Origin of the sequence: Polaribacter marinaquae (genome assembly GCF_038019025.1) — a bacterium.
Lineage (GTDB): Bacteria > Bacteroidota > Bacteroidia > Flavobacteriales > Flavobacteriaceae > Polaribacter > Polaribacter marinaquae.
The window spans coordinates 2344392-2370617 of record NZ_CP150496.1; the positions used below are offsets into that span (position 1 = coordinate 2344392).

Annotated in this window: 25 protein-coding genes; 19 read left to right on the forward strand and 6 right to left on the reverse strand. The window is 29.7% G+C overall.

The window, feature by feature from the left end; translation table 11 throughout:
• The first annotated feature begins 68 nt into the window (after window positions 1-68).
• From WG950_RS10655 to WG950_RS10720, 14 genes are all read left to right on the forward strand, one after another.
• Window positions 69-725, forward strand: a complete 657-nt coding sequence (locus tag WG950_RS10655; protein WP_077810322.1) for a metal-dependent transcriptional regulator — start codon at window positions 69-71, stop codon at window positions 723-725.
• Window positions 722-1558 (forward strand): ZIP family metal transporter, encoded by an 837-nt coding sequence (locus WG950_RS10660; RefSeq protein ID WP_340932239.1) that lies wholly within the window; start codon window positions 722-724, stop codon window positions 1556-1558. The genes WG950_RS10655 and WG950_RS10660 overlap by 4 nt, the downstream gene beginning before the upstream one ends.
• 78 nt (window positions 1559-1636) lie before the next feature.
• On the forward strand, window positions 1637-4780 hold the full coding sequence (locus WG950_RS10665; protein WP_340932241.1) for a UvrD-helicase domain-containing protein: 3144 nt from the start codon (window positions 1637-1639) through the stop codon (window positions 4778-4780).
• A gap of 47 nt (window positions 4781-4827) precedes the next feature.
• Entirely contained in the window at window positions 4828-6021 is a 1194-nt protein-coding gene (gene kbl, locus WG950_RS10670) for a glycine C-acetyltransferase (protein WP_079737465.1), read from the forward strand.
• Between the two features lie 114 nt (window positions 6022-6135).
• On the forward strand, window positions 6136-7497 hold the full coding sequence (locus WG950_RS10675) for an OmpA family protein (RefSeq protein ID WP_299062305.1): 1362 nt from the start codon (window positions 6136-6138) through the stop codon (window positions 7495-7497).
• Window positions 7498-7670: 173 nt separating this feature from the next.
• On the forward strand, window positions 7671-9182 hold the full coding sequence (gene atpD / locus WG950_RS10680; RefSeq protein WP_079737463.1) for a F0F1 ATP synthase subunit beta: 1512 nt from the start codon (window positions 7671-7673) through the stop codon (window positions 9180-9182).
• Window positions 9183-9223: 41 nt separating this feature from the next.
• Window positions 9224-9517, forward strand: coding sequence for a F0F1 ATP synthase subunit epsilon (locus tag WG950_RS10685; protein ID WP_079737462.1), 294 nt, complete (start codon window positions 9224-9226; stop codon window positions 9515-9517).
• A 325-nt stretch (window positions 9518-9842) separates the two neighbouring features.
• Window positions 9843-10478, forward strand: a complete 636-nt coding sequence (locus WG950_RS10690; protein WP_340932245.1) for a hypothetical protein — start codon at window positions 9843-9845, stop codon at window positions 10476-10478.
• A 5-nt stretch (window positions 10479-10483) separates the two neighbouring features.
• Window positions 10484-11107: a hypothetical protein gene (locus WG950_RS10695; RefSeq protein ID WP_340932247.1), complete on the forward strand. Its 624-nt coding sequence runs from the start codon at window positions 10484-10486 to the stop codon at window positions 11105-11107.
• On the forward strand, window positions 11083-11832 hold the full coding sequence (locus WG950_RS10700; protein WP_340932249.1) for a sensor histidine kinase: 750 nt from the start codon (window positions 11083-11085) through the stop codon (window positions 11830-11832). Before WG950_RS10695 ends, WG950_RS10700 begins: the two co-directional genes overlap by 25 nt.
• Window positions 11829-12473, forward strand: a complete 645-nt coding sequence (locus WG950_RS10705) for a response regulator transcription factor (RefSeq protein ID WP_079737459.1) — start codon at window positions 11829-11831, stop codon at window positions 12471-12473. Before WG950_RS10700 ends, WG950_RS10705 begins: the two co-directional genes overlap by 4 nt.
• Window positions 12474-12493: 20 nt before the next feature.
• Window positions 12494-12889 (forward strand): 30S ribosome-binding factor RbfA, encoded by a 396-nt coding sequence (gene rbfA, locus WG950_RS10710; protein ID WP_079737458.1) that lies wholly within the window; start codon window positions 12494-12496, stop codon window positions 12887-12889.
• Window positions 12890-12904: 15 nt separating this feature from the next.
• Window positions 12905-14107 carry an ABC transporter permease gene (locus WG950_RS10715; RefSeq protein WP_340932254.1) on the forward strand — a complete coding sequence of 401 codons (1203 nt, stop codon included), beginning with the start codon at window positions 12905-12907 and terminating at the stop codon, window positions 14105-14107.
• Window positions 14108-14114: 7 nt separating this feature from the next.
• Entirely contained in the window at window positions 14115-14624 is a 510-nt protein-coding gene (locus WG950_RS10720) for a hypothetical protein (RefSeq protein WP_340932256.1), read from the forward strand.
• A 3-nt stretch (window positions 14625-14627) separates the two neighbouring features.
• Here WG950_RS10720 and dusB read toward each other — a convergent pair whose 3' ends face one another.
• The 3 genes from dusB to WG950_RS10735 are packed head-to-tail and all read right to left on the reverse strand — an operon-like array spanning window position 14628 to window position 17260.
• Entirely contained in the window at window positions 14628-15629 is a 1002-nt protein-coding gene (dusB, locus tag WG950_RS10725; protein ID WP_077810308.1) for a tRNA dihydrouridine synthase DusB, read from the reverse strand.
• A gap of 6 nt (window positions 15630-15635) precedes the next feature.
• On the reverse strand, window positions 15636-16037 hold the full coding sequence (locus WG950_RS10730) for a DUF4345 domain-containing protein (RefSeq protein ID WP_340932258.1): 402 nt from the start codon (window positions 16035-16037) through the stop codon (window positions 15636-15638).
• A complete protein-coding gene (locus WG950_RS10735; protein WP_340932259.1) occupies window positions 16037-17260 on the reverse strand; it encodes a M28 family peptidase in 1224 nt (407 codons plus the stop codon). Before WG950_RS10735 ends, WG950_RS10730 begins: the two co-directional genes overlap by 1 nt.
• A 145-nt stretch (window positions 17261-17405) precedes the next feature.
• Between WG950_RS10735 and WG950_RS10740 the strand changes: the two genes are divergently transcribed.
• A complete protein-coding gene (locus tag WG950_RS10740) occupies window positions 17406-17681 on the forward strand; it encodes an EF-hand domain-containing protein (RefSeq protein ID WP_340932261.1) in 276 nt (91 codons plus the stop codon).
• Window positions 17682-17792: 111 nt separating this feature from the next.
• Window positions 17793-19589 carry a translation elongation factor 4 gene (gene lepA / locus WG950_RS10745; protein WP_077810304.1) on the forward strand — a complete coding sequence of 599 codons (1797 nt, stop codon included), beginning with the start codon at window positions 17793-17795 and terminating at the stop codon, window positions 19587-19589.
• An 89-nt stretch (window positions 19590-19678) separates the two neighbouring features.
• Here lepA and WG950_RS10750 read toward each other — a convergent pair whose 3' ends face one another.
• The 3 genes from WG950_RS10750 to WG950_RS10760 all read right to left on the reverse strand — a co-directional run bounded on the left by WG950_RS10750 (window position 19679) and on the right by WG950_RS10760 (window position 23668).
• Window positions 19679-20449, reverse strand: a complete 771-nt coding sequence (locus WG950_RS10750; RefSeq protein WP_340932266.1) for a CPBP family intramembrane glutamic endopeptidase — start codon at window positions 20447-20449, stop codon at window positions 19679-19681.
• A 12-nt stretch (window positions 20450-20461) separates the two neighbouring features.
• Complete coding sequence (locus WG950_RS10755) at window positions 20462-22831, reverse strand: TonB-dependent receptor domain-containing protein (protein WP_340932268.1); 2370 nt, start codon at window positions 22829-22831, stop codon at window positions 20462-20464.
• Window positions 22832-22969: 138 nt separating this feature from the next.
• Window positions 22970-23668: a zinc metallopeptidase gene (locus tag WG950_RS10760; protein ID WP_077810302.1), complete on the reverse strand. Its 699-nt coding sequence runs from the start codon at window positions 23666-23668 to the stop codon at window positions 22970-22972.
• A gap of 95 nt (window positions 23669-23763) precedes the next feature.
• On the opposite strand from WG950_RS10760, the gene WG950_RS10765 reads away from it, so the two are divergent.
• From WG950_RS10765 to WG950_RS10775, 3 genes are all read left to right on the forward strand, one after another.
• The gene (locus WG950_RS10765) at window positions 23764-24801 is read left to right on the forward strand and encodes an asparaginase (protein WP_340932270.1); all 1038 of its coding nucleotides are present in this window, start codon (window positions 23764-23766) and stop codon (window positions 24799-24801) included.
• 227 nt (window positions 24802-25028) lie between these two features.
• Window positions 25029-25751, forward strand: a complete 723-nt coding sequence (locus WG950_RS10770) for a MotA/TolQ/ExbB proton channel family protein (protein ID WP_077810301.1) — start codon at window positions 25029-25031, stop codon at window positions 25749-25751.
• An 11-nt stretch (window positions 25752-25762) separates the two neighbouring features.
• A complete protein-coding gene (locus tag WG950_RS10775) occupies window positions 25763-26224 on the forward strand; it encodes a hypothetical protein (RefSeq protein WP_340932272.1) in 462 nt (153 codons plus the stop codon).
• The last annotated feature ends 2 nt before the right edge of the window (window positions 26225-26226 follow it).

Below are 26226 nucleotides of genomic sequence, written 5' to 3' on the forward strand. Positions count from 1 at the left end.
TTAGACTTGTCTAAAAATATATTTTGATAAAAATAAAAAGTATATATTTGTTGTCTAAATAAAAATGAATGTTTACCCTTTCTGAAGAAAATTATTTAAAAGCAATATATCATTTAGAATTAGATGCTAATAAAGGTATTAGTACAAATGCTATTGCAGAAAAATTAGCTACAAAAGCTTCTTCTGTTACAGACATGGTTAAAAAACTATCTGAAAAAGAAGTTGTTATCTATAAGAAGTACAAAGGGGTTACATTAACCGAGCTAGGAAAAACAATTGCAGCAAATGTTGTTAGAAAGCATAGGTTGTGGGAGGTTTTTTTAGTGGAAAAATTAAACTTTTCTTGGGATGAGGTGCATGATGTTGCAGAACAATTAGAGCATATAAAATCGGCTAAATTAATTGATCAATTAGATAGTTTTTTAGGTTTTCCTACACACGATCCTCACGGAGATCCTATACCAGATAAAGATGGTAATTTAAAAACGATAGAGAAAAGTTTATTAGCTACGTTATCTAAAAATGAAAGTGGTATTTGTGTTGGGGTTGATGATTCTTCATCAGAGTTTTTACAGTTTTTAGATAAAAAAGGAATAACATTGGGTAAGAAAATTACCATTATAGATAAAGAAGATTTCGATAATTCATTATCTATATTAATAGAAGATAAAAAACTAAATATTTCTAATAAAATAGCAAACAATTTATACATTAAAAAAGCATGAGTACATTTGATCAATTAGTTAATTTTGGAAAAGAACATCCAATTTTAGCAGCGCTTTACGCATCATTATTTACTTGGGGTTTAACTGCTGCAGGCGCCGCGTTAGTTTTCTTTTTTAAGAAAGCAAATAGGGCGGTTTTAGATGGTATGTTAGGTTTTACTGGTGGTGTTATGGTTGCGGCAAGTTTTTGGAGTTTGTTAGCGCCGGCTATAGAAAACAGTCCTGGAGAAGGTTTTGTAAAAGTTTTACCTGCGGCAGTTGGTTTTGGTTTAGGAGCTTTGTCTTTATTTGGTATGGATAAAATTTTACCACATTTACACATAAATTTTAAAGAAAGTGAAGCAGAAGGTGTAAAAACAGAATGGCATAAAACTACTTTATTGGTCTTGGCAATTACACTGCATAATATTCCAGAGGGTTTGGCAGTTGGTGTGCTTTTTGGTGCAGCATCTACGTTAGTTGGTGTAGAGCAAACCGAAATGATTATAGCGGCAATTTCTTTAGCAATTGGTATCGGTATACAGAATTTTCCAGAAGGTTTTGCTGTTGCAATGCCTTTAAGAAGGCAAGGTGTAAGTAGGTTAAAAAGTTTTTGGTACGGACAAATGTCTGCAATTGTAGAACCCATTGCAGCGGTTTTAGGAGCCTTAGCTGTATCATTTTTTACACCGATTTTACCTTATGCGTTGGCATTTGCTGCAGGAGCAATGATTTTTGTTGTAGTAGAAGAAGTAATTCCAGAAACTCAAAGAGATAAATATACAGATATTGCTACACTTGGTTTTATAGGTGGTTTTATAGTAATGATGTCTTTAGATGTTGGTTTAGGTTAAAATCTTTATCAAAAAATTTAATATTAAAAGCCAAACAATTTCTGTTTGGCTTTTTGTATTTTGCAATAAAATTTCGCAGTGCAACAACCTTCAACTTTTAATGTTTATAACGCTTCTGCCGGAAGCGGTAAAACTTTTACATTGGTAAAACAGTATTTAAAAGTACTGTTAACATCAGATAATATTTTTACGTTTCAAAATGTACTGGCAATTACATTTACAAACAAAGCTGCTGGTGAAATGAAAGAACGAGTTCTTTTTAATTTGGAAGAATTTGCAGCTGGTAAACAAAATGATGTACTAAAGATTATTATTGATGAAACTTCTTTAGATAAAACATTAATTGTAGAGAGAAGTAAAAGAATTTTAGATGCAATTTTGCAAAATTACTCTGCATTTTCAATTACAACAATAGATAGCTTTACGCATAAAATTATTAAAAGTTTTGCATACGATTTAGGGTTGTCTTTAAATTTTGAAGTAGAAATGGATGCAGTTTCTTTATTGAATGAAGCTGTAGATGTATTGATTTCTAAAATAGGAACGGATAAAAAATTAACCAAACTTTTAATTGATTATTCTCTTGATAAAACAGATGATGATAAATCTTGGGATATTTCAAATGATCTTAACGAGTTTTCTAGGGTTTTGTTAAACGAAGATGATGTAAAACATTTTAGAAAATTACAAGATAAGAGTTTAGATGATTTTTTTGAACTGAAAGAAAAACTTCAGCAAAAAAATAAAAAAATAGAAGCTTCTTTTGAGGAAATTGGTAATAAGGTTTTAAGTTTGATCAATCAAAATGGTTTAAATATTTCTGATTTTGCATACACAGGTGAGTATTTTAAACATTTCAAAAAATTTACAAAGTTAAGATTTCTTAAAAGTGACGAGCTAAAATTTGATGGTAGATTAAATACTACAATAGAGAATGAAAAAAACTTATTTGCAGGAAAGGCTTCTGCAGACGTTAAAGAAACAATTAAAGACATTTCTCCTGAATTAAGGGCTTTTTATTACGAATCTAAAGTATTGTATGAAAATAATTTTTCTGGGTATTTGTTAAATAAAATTGCTTTAAAAAGTATTATTCCTTTGGCGGTTTTAAACAATATAAATTCAGAACTAAACACTATAAAAGAAGATAGTAATATTCGTTTAAATGCAGAGTTTAATCAATTAATTTCAGATAATATTAAAGACCAGCCTGCGCCATATATTTATGAAAGAATTGGGCAAAGGTTTCAGAATTATTTTATTGATGAAATGCAAGATACATCTGAGTTGCAATGGCAAAATTTAATTCCGTTAATAGACAATGCATTGGCGCAAGAAAATAGTAATTTGTTATTGGTTGGCGATGGTAAACAGGCAATTTATAGGTGGCGAGGTGGAAAGGCAGAACAGTTTATCGATTTAGGATCTGAAAATGGTAACCCTTTTCATATTCAAAAAAATGTACAAAATTTAGAAACGAATTATCGAAGCTATTCTGAAGTAATTAATTTTAATAATTCATTTTTTCAACATACTGCTAAATTCATTCAAAATGAATCTTACAAAAAATTATTTGTAGAAGGAAATACGCAGTTAGAAAACTCTAAAAAAGGTGGCTATGTTTCTTTAAATTTTTTAGATAAGTTAGAAAAAGATGAAGAGAAATTAAAGTATCCGAAAAAAGTTTTAGAGAAAATAAATCTCTTGAAAGAAGATTTTTATTTAAATGAAATTTGTGTTTTAACTCGTACTAAAAAAGACGGAATTGCAGTTGCTGATTATTTATCAGAAAACGGAATTTCTATAATTTCTTCTGAAACTTTACTGTTAAAAAACAATGCTAAAATCAACTTTATAATAGATGTTTTAAAAATTATTCAAAATCCTAAAGATGAAGAAAGGAGATTTGAGTTTTTATATTTTTTACATGAACATTTGCAGATTGAAATTCCAAAACATCAATTTTTTCAAAAACACATAAAATCCGATAACACAACTATTTTTGCAGAACTGCAACAGCATAATATTGTATTTGATTACAATGTTTTTCAGCAAGCGCCTTTTTATGAGAAAATAGAAGAGATTGTTAGAGGGTTTTGTTTGGTCAATTCTTCGGATGCTTATATTCAGTTTTTCTTAGATGTAGTATTAGAACAACAAAGAAAAGGTACAGAAATTGGCGACTTTTTAGAGTTTTGGGAATTAAAGAAAGACAAGTTGAGTATTGTGGCGTCAGAAAACTCAGATGCTGTTCAGGTAATGACGATTCATAAATCAAAAGGATTAGAATTTCCTGTAGTAATTTTTCCTTGTGATGTAGATCTTTACAGGCAAATTAAACCGAAAGTTTGGTTTAACGATTTGCCAGAAGATTACAATTTTAAAGAGCTTTTAATAGATTACAAGAAAGATTTAAGTTTAATAAATCAAAGAGGTTTAGATATTTTTAATCAACAGAGAGAAGAGTTAGAACTCGATAATTTTAATCTTTTATATGTAGCGTTAACAAGAGCTGTAGAGCAATTACATATTATTACCGAGAAGAAAATATCTGCAAAAGGTGTAGAAAGTGTCAATTATTATTCAGGTATTTTTATCAATTATTTAAAAGAACAAAATCTTTGGCAAGATGATCTTTTAGAGTATGAGTTTGGTGATGTTTCTCGTAAGATAGAGAAAGTAAAACAAGAATCTTTATCAGAAGTGCATCAAAAATTTATTTCCAATCCGTGGCAAGAACACAATATTGTTTTGTTGGCAAGTGCTTCAAAATTATGGAATACAGAGCAAGGAAAAGCAATTGATTTTGGTAATTTGTTTCATGAGATTTTATCTAAAATAAAAACTAAAAACGATGTCGATTTTATTGTAAATCAATATCATCAGCAAGGTTTTATCAATACAGAACAGTTAGAATATATATTAAAAAGTGTAAATACTATTGTAAACCACAAAGATTTAAATAGTTATTTTTCTGAAGAAGTAACCGTTTTTAATGAGCGCGAAATTGTAGATTTTGACAACCAAATTATTATTCCGGACAGATTGGTGGTTAATTCAAAAAATGAAGCGATAATTATAGATTATAAAACCGGTGCGCCATCAAATGAACATCATCAGCAGTTATTAAAATATGGAATTGTTCTAGAATCAATGCGTTTTAATGTATCTAGAAAATTACTTGTTTACATAAATGATAAAATTGATGTTGTTGAAGTATAAACAAAAAAAATAAACTTTGTAACTTTGTTTTCTCAAATTGATAAAAAATGTACGGTAAAATTAAAGATACTTTAAAAAAAGAAATTCAAGATATTAAAGAAGCAGGTTTGTATAAATCTGAAAGAATTATTACTTCTTCGCAAGATGCAGTTATTAAAATTTCTACAGGAGAAGAAGTTATTAATTTTTGTGCCAATAATTATTTAGGTTTGTCTAATAATACAGAGGTAATTCAGGCAGCAAAAGATGTTATGGATACGCATGGTTTTGGTATGTCATCTGTAAGATTTATTTGTGGTACACAAGATATTCATAAGAAATTAGAACAAAAAATAGCAGATTTTTATACCACGGAAGATACTATTTTATATGCCGCAGCTTTTGATGCAAACGGGGGTGTTTTTGAACCACTTTTAACAAAAGAAGATGCCATTATTTCTGATAGTTTAAATCACGCTTCTATTATCGACGGAGTTCGTTTGTGTAAAGCAGCTCGTTATAGGTACAATAATAATGACATGGCTTCTTTAGAAGAGCAATTAATTGCAGCCAATAAAGAAAACCATAGATTTAAAATAATTGTTACAGACGGTGTTTTCTCTATGGATGGTATTGTAGCAAAACTAGATGAAATTTGCGATTTAGCAGATAAATATGATGCTATGGTAATGGTAGATGAGTGTCATGCAACTGGTTTTATAGGTAAAACAGGTAGAGGAACTGTAGAATTAAAAAATGTTATGGATAGAGTAGATATCGTAACAGGAACTTTGGGTAAAGCCTTAGGTGGTGCAATGGGAGGTTATACTACAGGTAAAAAAGAAATTATAGAAATTTTACGCCAACGCTCTAGACCTTATTTATTTTCAAACTCTTTGGCTCCGGCTATTGTTGGTGCTTCATTAAAAGTTTTTGATTTAATAGCTACAGACACAACTTTAAGAGATCAGCTAGAATGGAATACAAACTATTTTAGAACAGAGATGGAAAAAGCAGGTTTTGATTTAGTTGGTGCAGATGCAGCAATTGTACCTGTAATGTTGTATGATGCAAAATTGTCTCAAATAATGGCTAACAAATTATTAGAAAAAGGAATTTATGTGATTGGATTTTTCTTTCCGGTTGTGCCAAAAGAAAAAGCAAGAATCAGAGTACAGTTATCTGCTGCTCATACTAAAGAACATTTAGATAAAGCAATTTCTGCATTTACCGAAGTGGGTAAAGAGTTAAAGGTAATTTAGTTTTATAAAAACTTGATGTTTTACGAATATTTTGTAGATTTGTCTTTGTAGATACGTTTTAAGAGTTTACTTTTGCGTATTATAATAACGAACTTTTAATTTAAAAATTTGATAATGAAACGATTAAAATTAGCTGTGATAGCTTTATTTGCGTTAGTAGCTGTAAGCAACGTAAATGCACAAGATGAAAACAACCCGTGGGCTGTTGGTTTTGGTTTAAACAATGTAGATTTTTACAACACTGATGATTTCAGTGAGCAAGTAAAAGATTTATTAGGAAACAATGACTGGAATGTATTACCGTCAATTTCTAGAATTTCTGCAGATAAATACCTTAACAAAGGTTTTTCTTTACAATTAGCAGGGTCTTTAAACAAAATTGAAACAGTTACAAGAAAAGATGATTCAGACTTTTTATACTGGGCTGTAGATGCAATTGTAAAGTATGATTTAAATAACTTAGTAGGTGAAACTGCTTGGTTCGATCCTTATGTATATTTAGGTGGTGGTTATACTTCAGTTGATTCTAACGGTGAAGGTATGTTAAATGCTGGTGTTGGTTTCAATACTTGGTTTAACGATAATTTAGGTTTAAACTTCCAAACTGGTACTAAAAAAGGTTTTGCTGATGAAGTAAAAGCTCACTACCAAACTACTTTAGGTTTAGTAATTAAATTTGGAGGAAAAGATACTGACGGTGACGGAGTATATGATAAAGATGATGCTTGCCCAGAGGTTGCAGGTTTAAAAGAATTTAACGGATGTCCTGATGCTGATGGTGACGGAATCAAAGATTCTGATGATGCTTGTCCTAATGTTGCAGGTTTAGCTTCTATGAACGGTTGTCCTGATGCTGATGGTGACGGTGTTGCTGATAAAGATGATATGTGTCCTAATGCAAAAGGAACTAAAGCTAACAAAGGTTGTCCTGATGCTGATGGTGACGGTGTTGTTGATAAAAACGATAAATGTCCATCTCAAGCAGGACCAATGGCAAACGGTGGATGTCCTTGGCCAGATACTGACGGTGACGGTGTATTAGATAAAGATGACAAGTGTGTTAATGTTGCTGGACCAGCTTCTAACAACGGTTGTCCTAAGCCAGTTATCAATGTAGAAGATGAAAACATGTTATCTGAATATGCTAAAGCAATTTTATTTAACGTAGGTAAATCTTCTTTCAAGCCAGGTGTTACTGCTAAGTTAAACGAAATGGTTAAAGTAATGAACAACAATCCAAGTGCTACTTTCGTAATCGAAGGTCATACAGATAGTTCAGGTTCTGCACCATTAAACTTAAGAATTTCAGAAAAGAGAGCAATCGCTGTAAGAGACTACTTAGTAAAACAAGGAGTTAGCACTACAAGATTAGAAGCTATCGGATTTGGAGAAGGAGAGCCAGTTGCAACTAACAAAACAAGAGCAGGAAGAGCTCAAAATAGAAGAGTTGTTGTTAAAGTAACTAACAAGAAATAATTCTATTTCAATTCTATAATAAAAACCTCACCAATTGGTGAGGTTTTTTGTTTTAAGAGAGTTTATTTTTTAAATAAAAAAACTTTTTTAATTACAACCAAAACAATTACCTTTGCATCCTGAAAATGAGATGCTAAATCTCAAAATTTAATAATAATTATAATTAGATATAGATGTCTACAACTACAGGAAAAGTCTCTCAAATTATTGGGCCAGTAATTGATGTTGAATTCAATACAGAAAATACTGAACTTCCTAAAATTTATGATTCATTAGAAATTAAAAAAGCTGATGGTTCTATTTTAGTGTTAGAAGTACAACAACATATTGGTGAAGATACAGTAAGAACCATTTCTATGGATGCTACTGATGGATTAAGTAGAGGAACAGAGGTTTTAGCTACAGGAAATCCAATACAAATGCCAATAGGAAATGACATATACGGTCGTTTATTTAATGTTACTGGTGATGCAATTGATGGTTTAGGTGATTTGAAAAAAGACGGTGAAGACGGTTTGTCAATTCACAGGTCTGCACCTAAGTTTGAAGAATTATCTGTTTCAACTGAAGTTTTATTTACTGGTATTAAAGTAATCGATTTAATTGAGCCTTATGCTAAAGGTGGTAAGATTGGTTTATTTGGAGGTGCAGGTGTAGGTAAAACTGTATTAATTCAAGAATTAATTAACAACATTGCAAAAGGTCACGGAGGATTATCTGTATTTGCAGGTGTAGGAGAAAGAACTCGTGAAGGAAATGATTTACTTCGTGAAATGTTAGAGTCTGGTATTATCAAGTATGGTGACGACTTTATGCATTCTATGGAAGAAGGAGGATGGGATTTATCTAAAGTAGATAAACCTGGTATGAGAGATTCTAAAGCTACTTTCGTTTTTGGTCAAATGAATGAACCACCTGGAGCACGTGCAAGAGTTGCATTATCTGGTTTAACGATTGCAGAATACTTTAGAGACGGAGCAGGCGAAGCAGAAGGTAAAGATGTTCTTTTCTTCGTAGATAATATTTTCCGTTTTACACAAGCAGGATCTGAGGTGTCAGCATTATTAGGTCGTATGCCTTCAGCAGTAGGATATCAACCAACGTTAGCTACTGAAATGGGAGCTATGCAAGAGCGTATTACTTCTACTAAAAAAGGTTCTATTACATCGGTACAAGCAGTATATGTACCTGCAGATGATTTAACAGATCCAGCACCAGCAACAACATTTGCTCACTTAGATGCAACTACAGTATTATCTCGTAAAATTGCAGAATTAGGTATTTATCCTGCAGTAGATCCATTAGATTCTACTTCTAGAATTTTATCTGCTGATATTTTAGGTGAAGAACACTATAATTGTGCACAAAATGTAAAAGAAATTTTACAGCGTTATAAAGAATTACAAGATATTATCGCAATTTTAGGTATGGAAGAATTATCTGAAGAAGATAAATTAGTTGTGCATAGAGCAAGACGTGTTCAGCGTTTCTTATCTCAGCCTTTCCACGTTGCAGAACAATTTACTGGTATACCAGGAGTTTTAGTTGATATTAAAGACACTATTAAAGGTTTTAATATGATTATGAATGGTGAGTTAGATAAATATCCAGAAGCAGCATTTAACTTAAGAGGATCAATTCAAGATGCAATTGATGCTGGAGAGAAAATGTTAGCAGAAGCTTAAAAACTAACTATAGCGAAAGCTAAAGCCTAAAGAATAGAAATATGTATTTAGAAATTGTAACACCAGAAGCAATCTTATTTTCATCTGAAGTTGATTTATTTTCGGCACCAGGTATTGATGGAGAGTTTCAAATATTAAATAATCATGCTCCTATAGTTTCTAATTTAGTTGATGGAGAGATTAAAATACATGTACACAATCAAGATCATTTGGTTTTAGATGATTTACATGGTAAGTTAGAGTCTCATATAGATGATGATAAAGTTTTAACTTTAAAAATCAACTCTGGTACTTTAGAATTAAATGATAATAAAGCTATTATTTTAGCAGATTAATCATATATAATACATTAAATTAAAAACCTCAAAACGTTTGTTTTGAGGTTTTTTTTTGGGGGAAATTTAAATTCAAATAATGCAATAACAATTTTCCCACTTAGCGGTTAAAGTTTTTTCTTTCTTTTTGTAAATGTCTAACTATTTTTAAAATACTATTAGAGGTTAATTATCCTTTTAAATAAGGAAAAACACCTTTTTTATTTTTTTGTTTTTAATATTACTTCCTTTGTTTATAAGGTGTTATTTTTTTATGTATGTTATATTTTTTTTCAATTTTATAAAAATTGTATTTTGTGTACAATTAACTTAACTATTTTACATTATGAAAAAAACTAATAAATTATTATTTTGTTTGTCATTTACAATTGTTTTAATGAGTTGCAATAACGAAAAGAAACAAAAAAAAGAGATAATGCACCATGCAGAGGCAATCGTTAATAGTAAAAGACCTTCTAACGCGATAACTTATAAAGAAATGGCAAGTATGTTTCATGAATACGATACCGGGCAGAAGGTTGTTTTAGATAAATACAGAGAAAATTATACTGGCGATTCAAATGATGCTGTAGAAACGGTTTCTCATTTTTATGAAATTAATCAATTGAAACAATATATTAGTTATTTAGAAAGAATTTCTAAAGAAAAAGAGATTCCATTAACTGGTTTAAGGATTTTTTCTGCTGCATATCCAAAAAATTATGTTGATAAAAGTTTAAGAGGCAGACATACATTGGTTTTTATGCCAACAGCTAAAATAGGAAATAAAAATAATGTTGCTTTCGAACCATTATATTCAGAATATAAGAATCCTATCAAATTTACAGAGTTTTTACATAAATATAGTACTAAGGAAACTCAGCGTGTAAGCAGAGCTTCAATGATTCCATTATTTCAAGATGATTTAGAAGATATGGATAGTTCAGGTACGAATAGATTAGAAACAAACCCACCTAATTAATAAGAATGTTTAATAGTTATTTTTACTTCTTAGAGGTGTTATCTTTGTTGGTAGCTATTTTTTATATCAAAAAATATAAAGAAAGTTATTACACTTATTTTGTAGCTTATCTTTCTGCTTTAGTCTTTATAGAAACACTTGGCGTCGTTTTAAGACAGTATGGAGTTTTATCTGCACCATATTACAATATTTATACATTTTTCGAATACAATTTAATAGCTATTATCTATTACAAACTTACTAAAGAGGAGAAATCACACAAACTGATATTCTACCTGATAGGAATTTTTAATGTCTTTTATTTTACAGGATTTTATTATCAAGATCTACAAGATTACTCTTATTTATTAGGTGCAATAACAGTTTGTGTTTTTATGATATTTTATTTGAAAGAATTATTAAAATCAGATTCAATTTTAATTTTTCAAAAACATTTACCATTTTGGATTACTGTAGCTTTTTTAATATATTACTTAACTACAGTGCCTTTTTATTTGGTTTTGTACGTTATAAAAATAGGTACAAGAGAAGAAAGTCAAAGTTTATTTTTAGTTCAGAAAATTTTGGTAGTAGTTACTAACTTATGTTATATATATGGTTTAATATGGAGCTCGAAACAGAAGAATTAGTAGTACTTATTTCTACTTTTATTATTGTATTAATTACTATTGCTTTGTTGGTGCTATTTTCTGTGTTTAAAAAAAATAAAGATTTTCTTTTAAAGCAAAGAGAAGAAGAAAAAAAACGTTTTGAAAGAGAAATAGCAGAAACTCAAATAGAAATTAGAGAAGAAACTTTGAGAAATATAAGTTGGGAGTTGCATGATAATATTGGGCAATTATTAACTTTAGCAAAAATACAATTACAAAATCCAAGCCCAGAATCTATTAAAGATGTTTCTAACACAATTACTAAAGGATTAACAGAAGTTAGAGCATTATCAAAATTAATAAATCCAGAAGCTATTAAAAATATTAACTTAAGAGAAGCAATTCAATTAGAAATAGATAGGTTTAATAGATTACAATTTATAGATTCTAAATTAGAAATTAAAGGGTTAGAATTTGATATAGAAAAAAAATCGAGTATTATAATCTTTAGAATTTTGCAAGAATTCTTTTCTAATACAATTAAACACTCTAAGGCATCTAAACTATCTGTATCTTTAAATTTTAAACTTGATAGTTTACATATTTTGGCTAAAGACAACGGTGTTGGTTTTTCTAAAGAGATTGTATCTAAAGGAATAGGTTTAGAGAATATTAAAAATAGAGCAAAATTAATAGGTGCAGAAGCTGTTTTCGAATCCGAAATAGATAAAGGAACTTCTTTATCAATAATATATAAATTATGATTAAATATTCTGTAGTTATTGTAGATGATCATACATTGCTTTCTCAAGCAATTGCTACAATGGTAAATACATTTAGTAAGTTTAAAGTGTTGTATACTTGTAAAAACGGACAAGAATTGGTAGAGAAGTTTTCAGCTTCAGCTAAATATATTCCAGATATTGTTTTAATGGATATTAACATGCCAATAATGAATGGTATAGAAACTACAGATTGGATTACTAAAAACCATGAATCTGTAAATGTAATGGCGCTTTCTGTAGAAGATGAAGATAACACCATTTTAAAAATGCTTAAAGTTGGTGCAATTGGCTATTTACTAAAAGATACCGAAAAAAGTGTGTTAGAAAATGCGCTCTTAGAAATTGCACAAAACGGATTTTATCATACAAAAACAGTAACCAATTTACTAATGAAATCTCTTTCGGGCAATTCGTCAGAAGAAATTACGCTAAAAGAAAGAGAAATTACTTTTATGAAACACGCTTGTTCTGAAATGACGTATAAAGAAATAGCAGATGTAATGTGTTTAAGCCCTAAAACGATAGACGGTTATAGAGATGTTCTTTTTACAAAATTAAACGTTAAAAATAGGGTAGGTTTGGTAATGTATGCAATAAAAAATAAGATTTATACTCCATAAAAATATCGTAAATTTGCAGCATGGAAGAAACAAACAGACAACGTAAAATAGCAGGTGTTTTACAAAAAGATTTGGTAGATGTGTTGCAAAAAGCAGCGCAAGATGGAATGAAAGGAGTTATAATCTCTGTTTCTAAAGTGCATGTTACTTCAGATTTAGGAGTTGCAAAAGTATATTTAAGCATATTTCCTTCAGAAAAAAGAGAAGAAATGGTTAAAGGAATTCAATCTAATACACCTTTAATTCGCCATGAAATGGCAAAAAGAACAAGAAATCAATTAAGAAGAATGCCAGAATTATTATTTTTTGGTGATGATACTTTAGATTATATCGAAGAAATTGATAAGTCTTTAAAAGGAGAAGATGAAAATCCTATTCAAAATCCAGACGTTTTACCAAGACGTCAAAAAAAATAATACAAGCTACACTATTTGAGCTTTCCTTATTACATAGCTAAAAGATATTTATTCTCTAAAACAAGCAATAATGCAATTAATATAATTACCATTATTGCTTCTTTTGGTGTTATAGTAGGTGCGTTGGCTTTGTTTATAATATTATCTGGTTTTTCTGGACTTAAAACTTTTAGTTATAGTTTACTCGATGTATCAGACCCGGATATTAAAATAACTTCGGTTAAGGGAAAATCATTTTTTATTGATAATACGATTCAAAACAAAATAAATTTTAATTTAGAAATTTCTGAATATACCAAGGTAATCGAAGAAAGAGTTTTTTTAGAGTATAATGAAAAAACAGAAATAGCTTATATAAAAGGTGTTGAAGAAAACTACACAAATATTTCTAACATAGATTCTTCTTTAAGTGTTGGTAGTTGGTTGTATAAAGAATTTGAAAATACAGCCGTTATTGGTAGAGGAATTTCAAATAAACTTTCTTTAGGAATATTAAATTACGGCGCTCCTTTAAAAATAATGGTGCCCAAGCCAGGTAAAGGATTTATAAACCCTAGAAATCCATTCTATAAGATTGAAACACAAATTGTAGGTGTTTATATGGGGACAGAAGATTTCGAAAATAAATTTGTTTTTACTTCGATAGATCAAGCGAGAACTTTATTAAGATTTAAAGAAAATCAAATATCTGCAATAGAAATAAAATTAAACGATTCTAATACAGCTGCTAATGTTGCAGAAAGTTTAAGTGATGCTCTTGGTGATGCTTTTAAGGTGCAAACTAAAGCACAGCTAAACGAAGTTTTTTATAAAGTAATTAATACAGAAAATTTTGTTTCTTACTTAATATTTACGCTAATCGTTATTATTGCTTTATTTAACGTAATCGGAGCAATAATTATGATGATTATTGATAAAAAGCAAAATTTAAAAACACTCTTTAGTTTAGGAGCAACTATTAAAGAAATAAAAAAAATATTTATTCTTCAAGGATTTTTGCTAACGTTCTTCGGAATGTGTATTGGCTTATTTTTAGGGATAATCTTAGTGTTTGTTCAAAAGAAATTTGAACTATTTATGATTGTACCCAATTTAGCCTATCCTGTAGAATTTAGGTTTCTAAATTTACTAATCGTTTTTTGCACTATTACCGTTTTAGGATATATAGCAGCTAAAATTGCAAGTAGTAGAATCTCAAAAGAGTTTATAGAAAAGTGATGTTATTATGAAAAAGATACTGTTTTTGCTATTCTTTATTTTTACCTTAGGATGTAAAAGCGGATATAATTTACCAAAAGGAGAAGTAGAATTAAAAACTTTAGTTAATTCTAAATATATATTGAAATATCCTAAAGATTGGAAAATTAGAAGAAATCATACTCAAATAAATTCAATAAAAATAGAAAGATTTAATTATAATACCTCCACAAATGCATGGTTTGCATTAGAATTAGATTTGTATAAATCTGATGAAAAACTAAATAAATTAATTAACGACCTTATCGATAAAGATTTAATTTTGAGATCTGCAAATATTTTATCGATAGATCATTTTAATTCATATACAGAAGTTATTAGTACATATAAAATAAAGCACTCTTATTTTAAAAGGGCTACAAGATTTTACAAAAAAAATAATGATATATCTCAAATTTCATTTTTTTGTAAAGGAAAAGATTCTGAAGATTTTTTAAAATATCAAAAAATATTTTTTGACAGTTTTAAATTAAAGTAACTTCTATTTAATTTCAGGAATAATTGCATTCCCAAATTTAGCTTCAACTTCATCAAACGCTGCAAATACATCCTTGGCATCATCCGAAGTTACCATTTTCATTCTGTATTCTTTAAAATGCGGAATTCCTTTAAAGTAATTTGTGTAATGTCTTCTTGTTTCAAAAACACCAAGAACAGGCCCTTTCCAATCAATAGACATTTGTAAATGTCTTCTTGCCATTTCTACACGTTGGGCAATTGTTGGTTTTTCTAAGTATTTACCAGTTTTAAAATAATGTTTTACTTCATTAAAAAACCAAGGATATCCGATAGCAGCTCTACCAATCATACAGCCGTCTAAACCATAAGAATCTCTCATTTCCATCGCTTTTTCTGGCGATGTTACATCTCCGTTTCCAAAAACAGGAATGTGCATTCTTTGGTTGTTCTTTACTTCGGCAATTGGTTTCCAATCGGCTTCACCTTTATACATTTGCGCGCGGGTTCTACCATGAATCGCAATTGCGGCACAACCAACATCTTGCAAACGTTCTGCAACTTCTACAATTCTTATAGAGTCATGATCCCAACCTAAACGAGTTTTTACTGTAACTGGTAAATTTGTGTGTTTTACCATGGCTTCTGTTAAAGAAACCATTAAGTCGATATCTTTTAAAATACCAGCACCTGCACCTTTAGAAACTACTTTTTTAACAGGACAACCAAAATTAATATCTATAATATCTGGATTCGATTTTTCTACAATTTCTACCGTTTTTAGCATAGAATCTAGATTTGCACCAAATATCTGAATACCAACAGGACGTTCTTTCTCGTAAATATCTAATTTCATTACGCTTTTTGCTGCATCACGAATTAAACCTTCCGAAGAAATAAATTCTGTATATACAACATCTGCTCCGTTTTCTTTACAAAGTGCTCTAAACGGAGGATCTGAAACATCTTCCATTGGAGCTAATAAAAGTGGAAATTCTGGTAATTCTATGTTGCCTATTTTAACCAAAGTATATTATTTTTTTGCAAAATTAGTGTTTTTATTTGTCAGAACCCAAATTCCGTAAAAACCTAATAAAAGTTCTGCAATTGTACCAAATTGATAACCAAAAGTTGGTGCACCATCAAAAATAAAACTAAGCAATCTACCAAAGCCTAAACAAAGCATAAAGATTGCATTAGTTATCAATGCAGTTTTTAAATACTCATTTTTAAAAACACCTAAAATCCATAGTAGAGAAAAACCTAAATACAAACCCATAACTGCTTTAAAAAAGTTGTGTTCGTCTATTGTTTGAAGTTGAATGTCGAATTGCAATCCAGGATTAAATCCGTAGATAAAAGAAACCGGTACAACAATTAATACAGATATTATTAAATGTATTTTTGTAAAATAATCTTGCTTTTTTTTAAACATTAAAACTGAATTTCTTTTTCGATTTTTTGTTGATTACGTTTAACAACTACAATACTTTTATCACCTTTTTTAAATACCGATAAAGCACGCATGTAACTCATCATATCAACAACGAGACTATCTCCTAATTTTAAAACAATATCACCTTTTTGCAAACCAGCTTTTTGTGCAGGTTTTCCTTCGGATATTCCATCGATACGCATTCCTTTGCCGTCAAACATATAATCTGGTATTACACCCAAACCAACTTTAAATCTTGGTGTATTTTTACCTTCGTTTTTCGTTTTAGTAAAGACAAGTTTTTCGTTGTCATTTAAATCAGAAATAATATTAAAAATATAATTACTGATGGTTTCCATTCCGTCATAATTCAATTTTTCTGCATCATCGCCAGGTTTATGATAATCTTCATGTTGCCCAGTAAAAAAATGTAAAACGGGTATATCTGCTAAATAAAAACTTGTATGATCGCTTGGCCCAACACCAGATTCTTTCTCGATTAATTTGAAATTATTGTTGTTTGATTTTAAAGTTTGTTTAAAAATAGGCGAAGTTCCGGTACCGTAAACAGCTAAAGCCGAATCTTGTTTTAGTCTACCAACCATATCCATATTAATCATGTAAGAAACTTTTTTGGTATTTATTGTTGGATTTTTCACAAAATAATTAGAACCTAAAAGGCCCATTTCTTCTCCGGAAAAAGCCATAAACAAGTAATTGTTATTTGTGTTTTTTTGTTTTAATCTGGCTGCTAAATGCAATAAAATTGCAATGCCAGATGCATTGTCATCTGCGCCATTATGTACTGCTTTAATAGAATCTCTGTATAAAGAACCTTCGCCACCAAATCCTAAATGATCGTAATGAGCGCCAATAATTATTGTGTTTTCTACGTTATTGTCTAAATAACCAATAACATTATTTCCGGTAATTGTTCCGTCTCCGTTTACATCAAATTTCACCTCTTCATGCGGATTCGTTTTTGGTTTAAAAGTAAAAGGTTGTAAAAACCCATTGGTACCTTTAGGTAATAATTCTAATTCTTTAAAACGATTTTCTATATATGCAGCAGCAGCTTTTTCTCCTTTGGTTCCTGTTTGTCTTCCCTCTAATTCATCCGAAGCTAAAAAAGAAACATCTTTTTTTAAATTATTTTGAATAATTGTATTCGGTTTACAGCAAATTATTAGACATAAAGCTAAAAGTAAAAGAATGTTTTTCATAGTGTTAAGTTTGGTTATACAAACTTAGAGAATTAATATTAATTTTATAAAAAGATGTGATTTGCTATGTGACACTTAAAATTTAATTGTTAAAATCTATTTTTATTAGTATCTTATAAAATTATAAACCTAAAACTTAAAGCTATTGGGAACAAAAGAGAATATTTTAAGAAAAATTAGAATTTTAATAACAAATCAATTTGACTCACCAGAAGAAGCATTTGCGTTTTTTGATGCAGATGGTGATAAAGAATTAAGAAAATCTGAAATAAAAAAGCTATTAAAAGCTGCGGAAGTTAGTGGTTTTTTAAGAGGAGTTGTAGCAAATGAATTGTTAAAAGGCTACGATAAATCTAGCGATGATACTATAAGTTGGAACGAGTTTAAAGTAGCAATTGCAGAATTAGAAACCGATTTATAATTCTCATCAAAAAAAATAAAAAAGTACAATCAATTTCATTGTACTTTTTTTATTTGACAAGCTTTTTAAATAGCATATATTTGTAGGTTGAAAGCAGTTAGAAAACGAAGTATGAAGAATATTAGAAACTTTTGCATTATCGCACATATAGATCATGGTAAAAGTACATTAGCAGATAGGTTATTAGATTATACTGGCTCTGTAACTGAGCGTGAAAAGCAAAATCAGTTATTAGATAATATGGATTTAGAGAGAGAACGTGGTATTACCATTAAATCTCATGCAATTCAAATGGATTATATTCATAAAGGAGAACAGTTTGTTTTAAATCTTATTGATACACCTGGTCACGTAGATTTTTCTTACGAAGTTTCTAGATCTATTGCTGCTTGTGAAGGTGCTTTGTTAATTGTAGATGCTGCACAAAGTATACAAGCGCAAACAATTTCTAATTTATATTTAGCTTTAGAGAACGATTTAGAGATCATTCCGGTTTTAAATAAGGTAGATTTACCTTCTGCAAATCCAGAAGAAGTTACAGATGATATTGTAGATTTATTAGGTTGCGATCCAGAAGAAGTTATACACGCAAGTGGTAAAACGGGTTTTGGAGTAGATAATATTTTAGAAGCTATTATTGATAGAATTCCTGCGCCAGAAGGAGACCCAGAAGCGCCGTTACAAGCACTTATTTTCGATTCTGTTTACAATTCTTACAGAGGTATAGAAACTTACTTTCGTGTTTTAAACGGAGAAATTAAAAAAGGCCAAGAAATAAAATTCATGGCAACAGGTAAAAACTATTTTGCAGATGAAGTTGGTACTTTAAAATTAGAGCAAGTAGTAAAAAAATCTGTAAAAACAGGTGATGTAGGTTATTTAATTACAGGAATTAAAACTGCTAAAGAAGTAAAAGTAGGAGATACAATTACAGATGCTCACAAGCCAACAACAGAAACTATTGATGGTTTTGAAGATGTAAAACCAATGGTTTTTGCAGGTATTTATCCTGTAGATACAGAAGATTACGAAGAGTTGCGTTACTCTATGGAGAAATTGCAATTAAACGATGCGTCTTTGGTTTTTCAACCAGAAAGTTCTGCAGCTTTAGGTTTTGGTTTTCGATGTGGATTCTTAGGAATGCTGCACATGGAAATTATTCAAGAACGTTTAGAACGTGAGTTTAACATGACTGTTATTACAACGGTACCAAACGTTTCTTACCACGCATACACAAAGAAAAATCCTGATGAAATTATTGTTTTAAATAACCCAACAGATTTACCAGATCCGTCTCGATTAGATAGAGTAGAAGAGCCATTTATTAAAGCCTCTATTATTACAAAGTCTGATTTTGTTGGTCAAGTAATGAGTTTGTGTATCGAGAAAAGAGGACAAATCATAAATCAAACATATTTAACTACACAACGTGTAGAGTTAATTTTTGAAATGCCTTTGGCAGAAATTGTTTTCGATTTTTATGATCGATTAAAAACAGTTTCTAAAGGTTATGCTTCTTTTGATTATCATCCTATAGGTATGAAAGAATCGAAATTAGTAAGAGTAGATATATTATTAAATGCACAACCTGTAGATGCGCTTTCTGCTTTATTACATGCAGACAACGCCTATACAATTGGTAAGAAAATTGTAGAAAAATTAAAGACTTTAATTCCTAGACAGCAGTTTGATATTCCTATTCAGGCAGCAATTGGAGCAAAAATTATTGCTCGTGAAACTACAAAAGCACTGCGTAAAGATGTTACCGCAAAATGTTATGGAGGTGATATTTCTAGAAAGCGTAAACTTTTAGAAAAGCAGAAAAAAGGTAAAAAGAGAATGCGTCAAGTTGGTAATGTAGAAATTCCGCAAGAAGCATTTATGGCAGTTTTAAAGTTGAATGATTAATTCATTTTAAAATAAAAATAAAAATATAAAGAATAAAAAAAACCTTTTAGAGAAATCTAGAAGGTTTTTTTATGTGTTGCTTTTTCTTGCTAATTTAACTTTGGAATATGTTTTTTTATCAAAAACAAACCATAAATTAAACATGGTAATGTTAATAAACTAGATATAATTGCACTTTCTAAATCCATAGGATTATATATCGTAGACTTTATTGGCAACCCTATTGAATCTAATTTTGCTACAAAATCAACAATAGCATGTATTATAATTAAAGGATAAACTCTTTTAGTAACAACGAGTAAAGCACCAAACATAACCCCTATAAAAGTGGCGAAAAATAGTTGAGAAACTTCTCCGTAAATTCCTTTATCAAACTTAATAAGATGTAATAATCCAAAGATTAAAGATGAAATTAAGATTGCTTTAATTTTTGCTTTTCTTGAATTGTTAAAAAAACGAGATAATAGAGGTAATAAGACACTTCTAAGGCTTAATTCTTCGGAAAAACCAATACTTATACAGTAAATTATAAGTAGAAGAAGATTTGTTAATGAAAAGTTAGGAATGTTATCTAAAAAAATACCATTTAATAATGTTAAAAATATTATTGGAAAAATTAGTAAAGTTAGTTTTTGAGGTTTTACATTTGATAATCCTCCTAAATTAATTAGATTTAATTTCTTAGCTACTACAAAAGAAACAGAGGCTAAAATGATATTTAAAAATATCTTTAAAACTAAATGATAATTGTAACTATTAATATCAATATTTAATAAATAATTACTAAATAAGTTTCTTGATAAAAGAAAAAATAAAAGGAAAAAAGTAAATAAAAGAATATGTTTTAATGTAGTTTTCATTTTGCTAATTTATTAGTTATCATCTCTAATTCTGTTCTCTTCATCATTGTTAGTTTTTCTTCCAGATTTTTTCTTACCGAATTTAGAACCAAAACTATAAACCAACCTTAATTGTACATTTTGTCTAGAACCATTACTTTCTACATCAGCAATACCATTACCATAATCGATGTTACCTACAAAACCTCGATTTAGCATTTTATTAAAACCAAGATTTACTTTTAGTTTATCGTCTAGAAACTTTTTTCCGAAAGAGAAATCTAACTCTGCTAACCAGTCTACTTCTATTTGACCTTCTAACGCACCGGTTTCGTAGTTTCCACTTAATTCAAAATTCACATCCCATGGTAATTGATAACTTGCTTGCACAAACCAAATTAAATTCCATTTATTTAAATCAACTCCATAAGTAGATGATTTAAAATCTGTATTTGTTACAATTATACCTGTGTAACCTTCTAGACCTTTTGTTAAGTTTAATGGCGCAAATAGTCTAAAATTCCAATTAGCATTATTTTCTACATTAACATCTTGTTGTCTTATTTGTGCAGTTGCGTTGTCTTGGCTAATTAATTGAAAGATTACATCATCTGTTTTGCTATAACCAACAGTAAAAAAAGGTTGCCCATCAAAGGTTAAATTAAATTGATAGTTGTTTGTATAAGCAGGTGTTAAATTAGGGTTTCCTTCTCCTGCAGAATAAGGATCTAAAAAAGTAGCAAAAGAATTTAAGCTACCATAAGAAGGTCTTTGAATTCTGTAGCTGTAAGATACGCTTGCGCCAAGAACATCAGTAATTTTTCTACTAATAGAAGCGCTAGGAAAAAGTTTTTTTATTGGTCTTTTTTGTACTTCTGATGTTAAGTTACCATCTTTTAGGAAAGTAGATGTTCCGTCTGTATTACTATCTTCGTATCTTAATCCTCCAGAAAAAGACCATTTACCTAAAGTAGCATTTACTTTAGAATATAAGGCAAAAATAGTTTCATCTATCACAAATCTGCTACTTGCCTCTTCATTTTTTTCGAAATTGCCATTTTTTTCTTCAAAAGTTTGCAAGTCATTGTCTGTTTTAACATCAGCAAATCTAGAACCCGCACTAATTTTAAGGTTGTCAGAAATTGTTTTAGAATAGTCTAATCTGTATGTTTTTATATTATATGTACCATCTTGAATGTATTTTCTATCATCAAAAGTAATAGTGCTACCCGCAATATCATACAGTGTATTTGTGTTATCGTTTGTAAAATCTACGTAATTAAAATCTATTACTAATTTGTCTGTATCTGTTTTGTATTCGTAATAAGGATTAATGTTATAATTGGTTCGTTGTCTGTCGAAGTAATTTTCAGAAAACAAAGTGTTTCTATTATTTTCATCAGAAATTATAGTTTTACTACTTGCGGTTCTTGTTGAGTTTCTGTTATTAAACCTTCCGCCAAGACCTATTGAATGATGCTCGCTTAAATAATAGTCTAAGCTACCGCTAATTGCAAAATTATCTGGATCGTAAGGTTCTTTGGTTACTTGATCGTACGTTTCAGAATTTACGGTTCTCACTAAAAATAAGTCGTCTCGCCAAGTCGGTTGAGAATAATTTACACTAGTTTGCCAATTTAATTTGTTCTTATAACTCGCCACAGAAAAACCAGTTCCCCATTCGATACCTTCATCTTCGCCAATCCAAGAGTTTACACTACCATGAGTTCCTAATTTTACATTTTTTTTAAGGATGATGTTTACAATTGCGCCAGAACCAGAGGCTTCATATTCTGCACCAGGCTGTTCTATAACTTCTACTTTGGCAATATTATCTGCCGGAAAATCACGTAAAAGAGTTTCAACATCCATATATTCTGTTGTTTTACCGTTGATTAAAATTCTAACACCACCATTACCAGCAATTGTAATTCCGTTATTGGTAACTAAAACTCCCGGAATTTTACGCATTACGTCTTGTAAATTGGTATTTGTCATTTCAGATTTTTCTAAATCGACTATTAGTTTCTCTGCAGTTTGTTTAATTACTGGGCGTTTGCTTTTTATAACAACTTCATTTAAACTTGTACTTTTTTCTTTTAGAGAGGCATTAAAAACTTTATTTCCTTTTAATTCGAAAGCTTTTATTTTTTTTGTCTCAAAGCCTAAGGTTGATATTTCAATTCTATAATTACCAGATTTTAATTTTGTAAAGTTGTAATTTCCATCAGAATCAGAAACTGTTCCTTTTGGCATTTCTTTAGTTTCTAAATTGTACAGTATTATATTCGTAAAGGGCAATGGTTGGTTTTGGTTGTCAGTAATTTTTCCAGAAATTCTATGTTGAGAAAAAGTTGAGAAAATTCCGAAGAAAAAAATAAAAAAGTAAGTTGTTGGTTTCATGGGTTGTTTTTTAAGATAGACTCTCTAAAGGTTTATTTGTTACATTAACAAGACGTTATCTTTTGTAAAAAGGTTTCCTGAAACAAAAAAAACCTTGATTTCTCAAGGTTTTTATATGGGTAATTATTTTAAAAAAAATTAATCTCTACTTCCTAAAATTCTCATTCCCCAATAAAGTAACATTGCTAAAGAACCTAAAGCAGCAACTAAATAAGTTCTTGCAGCCCATTTAAGTGCGTCTTCAGAACCAGCATATTCTTCTTGCGAAACCATGTTTTTATTTTTTAACCAAGCTAAAGCTCTATTACTTGCATCGTACTCTACAGGTAAAGTAACAAAACTAAATATTGTTGCCAAAGCCATAAAAATTAAACCTGCAATTGCGATGTATAAACCAATTCCTGGTGCACCAGAAGCGGCTCCCATAACTAATCCTCCAATTACTAACCATTGCGAGAACTTTGATGTTACACTAACAATAGGCACTAATTGAGATCTCATTTTTAAATAGCTGTAAGCAGTTGCGTGTTGTACTGCGTGTCCGCATTCGTGTGCAGCAACGGCAGCAGCGGCAGCATTTCTTTGGTTATAAACACCTTCACTTAAATTTACAGTTTTATTTTGCGGGTTGTAATGATCTGTTAACATACCAGGTGTAGAAATTACTTTTACATCAAAAATTCCGTTATCTGCTAACATTTTTTCGGCAATTTCTGCTCCACTTAAACCATTTCTAAGTTGAACTTTAGAGTATTTTTTGAATTTACTTTTTAAGGTATTACTAACTAGCCAACTCACTAAAGAGATTACACCAATTAAAATATAAAATCCCATCATAATTTATAAAGTTTTAAAATTGTATATCATTTTTGTTTGATAAATTTACAACATAAAGTATTCCAATTTATATTTTGGAACTTAAAAATGACAAAATGGCAAATAAACCTAAGATTTTAATTGTTTATACAGGTGGTACTATTGGTATGATAAAAGATTATAAAACAAATGCTTTAAAGGCTTTTGATTTTAGTCAGATTATAAATAAGATACCAGAACTACAACAATTAAATTGTGAAATAGAAAGTATTTCGTTTAAAGAACCAATAGATTCTTCTAATATGAATACGGACTACTATGTAGATATTTTAAATATTATAGAATCTAATTACAATTTATACGATGGTTTTGTGGTTTTAACAGGTTCAGATACCATGTCTTATACATCATCTGCAATTAGTTTTATGATAGAGAATTTACAAAAACCTGTAATATTTACGGGTTCGCAATTACCTATCGGAGATTTAAGAACAGATGCCAAAGAAAATTTAATAACTACCATAGAAATTGCTGCTGCAAGAAAAAATGATAAACCTGTTATAAGTGAAGTTTGTTTGTATTTTGAATATAAACTATATAGAGCAAATAGAACAACAAAAATTAGTGCAGAACAATTTGAGGCTTTTGCTTCTATGAATTATCCGGCTTTAGCAGAAAGTGGAGTTCATTTAAATTTTAATGAGCATTTATTACCCGAAGTTTCTAATACGGATTCCAATTTAGTTATTCGAAAAAAATTAGTCACAGATGTAGTTATATTAAAACTTTTTCCTGGAATAACAGAGAGTGTAGTAAAGTCTATATTAACTATTAAAAACTTAAAAGGAGTTGTTTTAGAGTCTTATGGTGCTGGAAATGCGCCTAATAAACCATGGTTTTTAAATTTAATTGCTTCAGCAATACAAAGTGGTATAAAAATTGTAAATGTAACACAGTGCTCTGGAGGTAGCGTTATTTTAGGACATTATGATACAAGTATTGGTTTAAAAGAATTAGGTGTAATTGGTGGATTAGACATCACAACAGAATCTGCAATTGCAAAGTTAATGTACTTATTAAGTGAAGATTTAACAGAAATCGAATTTAAAAAGTATTTTCAAAAATCTTTAAGAGGAGAAATTAGTTCGAAGTAATTTTAATGTTAAAAAAAACAATCTCTCGAAAAAAAGATTATTTTTACATAAAATAGATTGATTTTTTTTTGAGGGACAACAATTTTTTTGTTACTTGCCACTCAATTAAAAATAAATTAGTTGTTAAATTCTTTCTCAAAAAAATTAAAAGGAAATAACAATTGTTTATTTGAAGTGAAAATTTATATATTTAACCCGTTAACTATTAAAAATTAATTATAACAGAGATGAAAAAAGTAGTAAATGTCCTATCTGTAACAGGATTCATGTTTTTTGGAGCTATTCAATCAACTTTTGCACAGGAAGCAGCAACAGAGTCAAAAACTTTTCACCAAATTCTAAAGGAAAACTTTATTGATGGTGGTCCAGGATTTATGGGAATTGTATTAGTTGCCTTAATCTTAGGTTTAGCTATCGCAATTGAAAGAATTATTTATTTAAACTTAGCAACTACAAATACTAAAAAATTAGTAGCAAATGTAGATGATGCTTTAAGTTCTGGTGGTGTAGAAGCTGCAAAAGAGGTTTGTAGAAATACAAAAGGACCTGTTGCATCTATCTTTTACCAAGGTTTAGATAGAGTAGATGAAGGTGTAGATGCAGCTGAAAAAGCAGTTGTTTCTTACGGTGGAGTTCAAATGGGACTTTTAGAGAAAAACGTTTCTTGGATTTCTTTATTTATCGCATTAGCACCAATGTTAGGTTTCATGGGTACTGTAATTGGTATGATTGGAGCATTTAACGATATTGCTGTAGCAAATGATATTTCTCCAGCGGTAGTAGCAGGTGGTATTAAAGTAGCATTATTAACTACAGTATTTGGTTTAATTGTTGCTATTATATTACAAATCTTTTATAATTACATCGTATCTAAAATTGATGGAATTGTAAACAACATGGAAGATGCATCTATTCAATTAGTAGACTTATTAGTAAAATATAAAAAATAAAAACTAGTACAATGAAAAGCAATAAAATATTAAATATTATTATAGCTGTAGTTGCATTAGTAGGTGCTTTCCTTTTCATAAAGATATTTATGGAAGATAGTGAGGCAATTGAAACTGATGTTGATTTACAAAATAGTGTGGTAAGTCCTATTATTTATTATTCGACTTTCTTACTTATTGCAGCAGTAGTAATCGCAGTAGCACTTTCTTTATGGAGTTTAATAAGAAACCCAGAGAATTTAAAGAAAACATTAATGGGGCTTGCAGTTCTAGGTGTTTTATTAGTAATCTCTTATTTCTTATCTGATTCTGAAGCAGTAATAAACGCAGCAGGAGGAATTAGTGAAGGAGGAGAAGCAGGTTCTGCAACCAATAAATGGGTAGGAACTGGTATATGGTACAGTATAATATTAGGAGGTGTAGCTTCTTTATTTTTTGTGTACGATTTAGTTAAAGGATTAATAAAATCATAAAA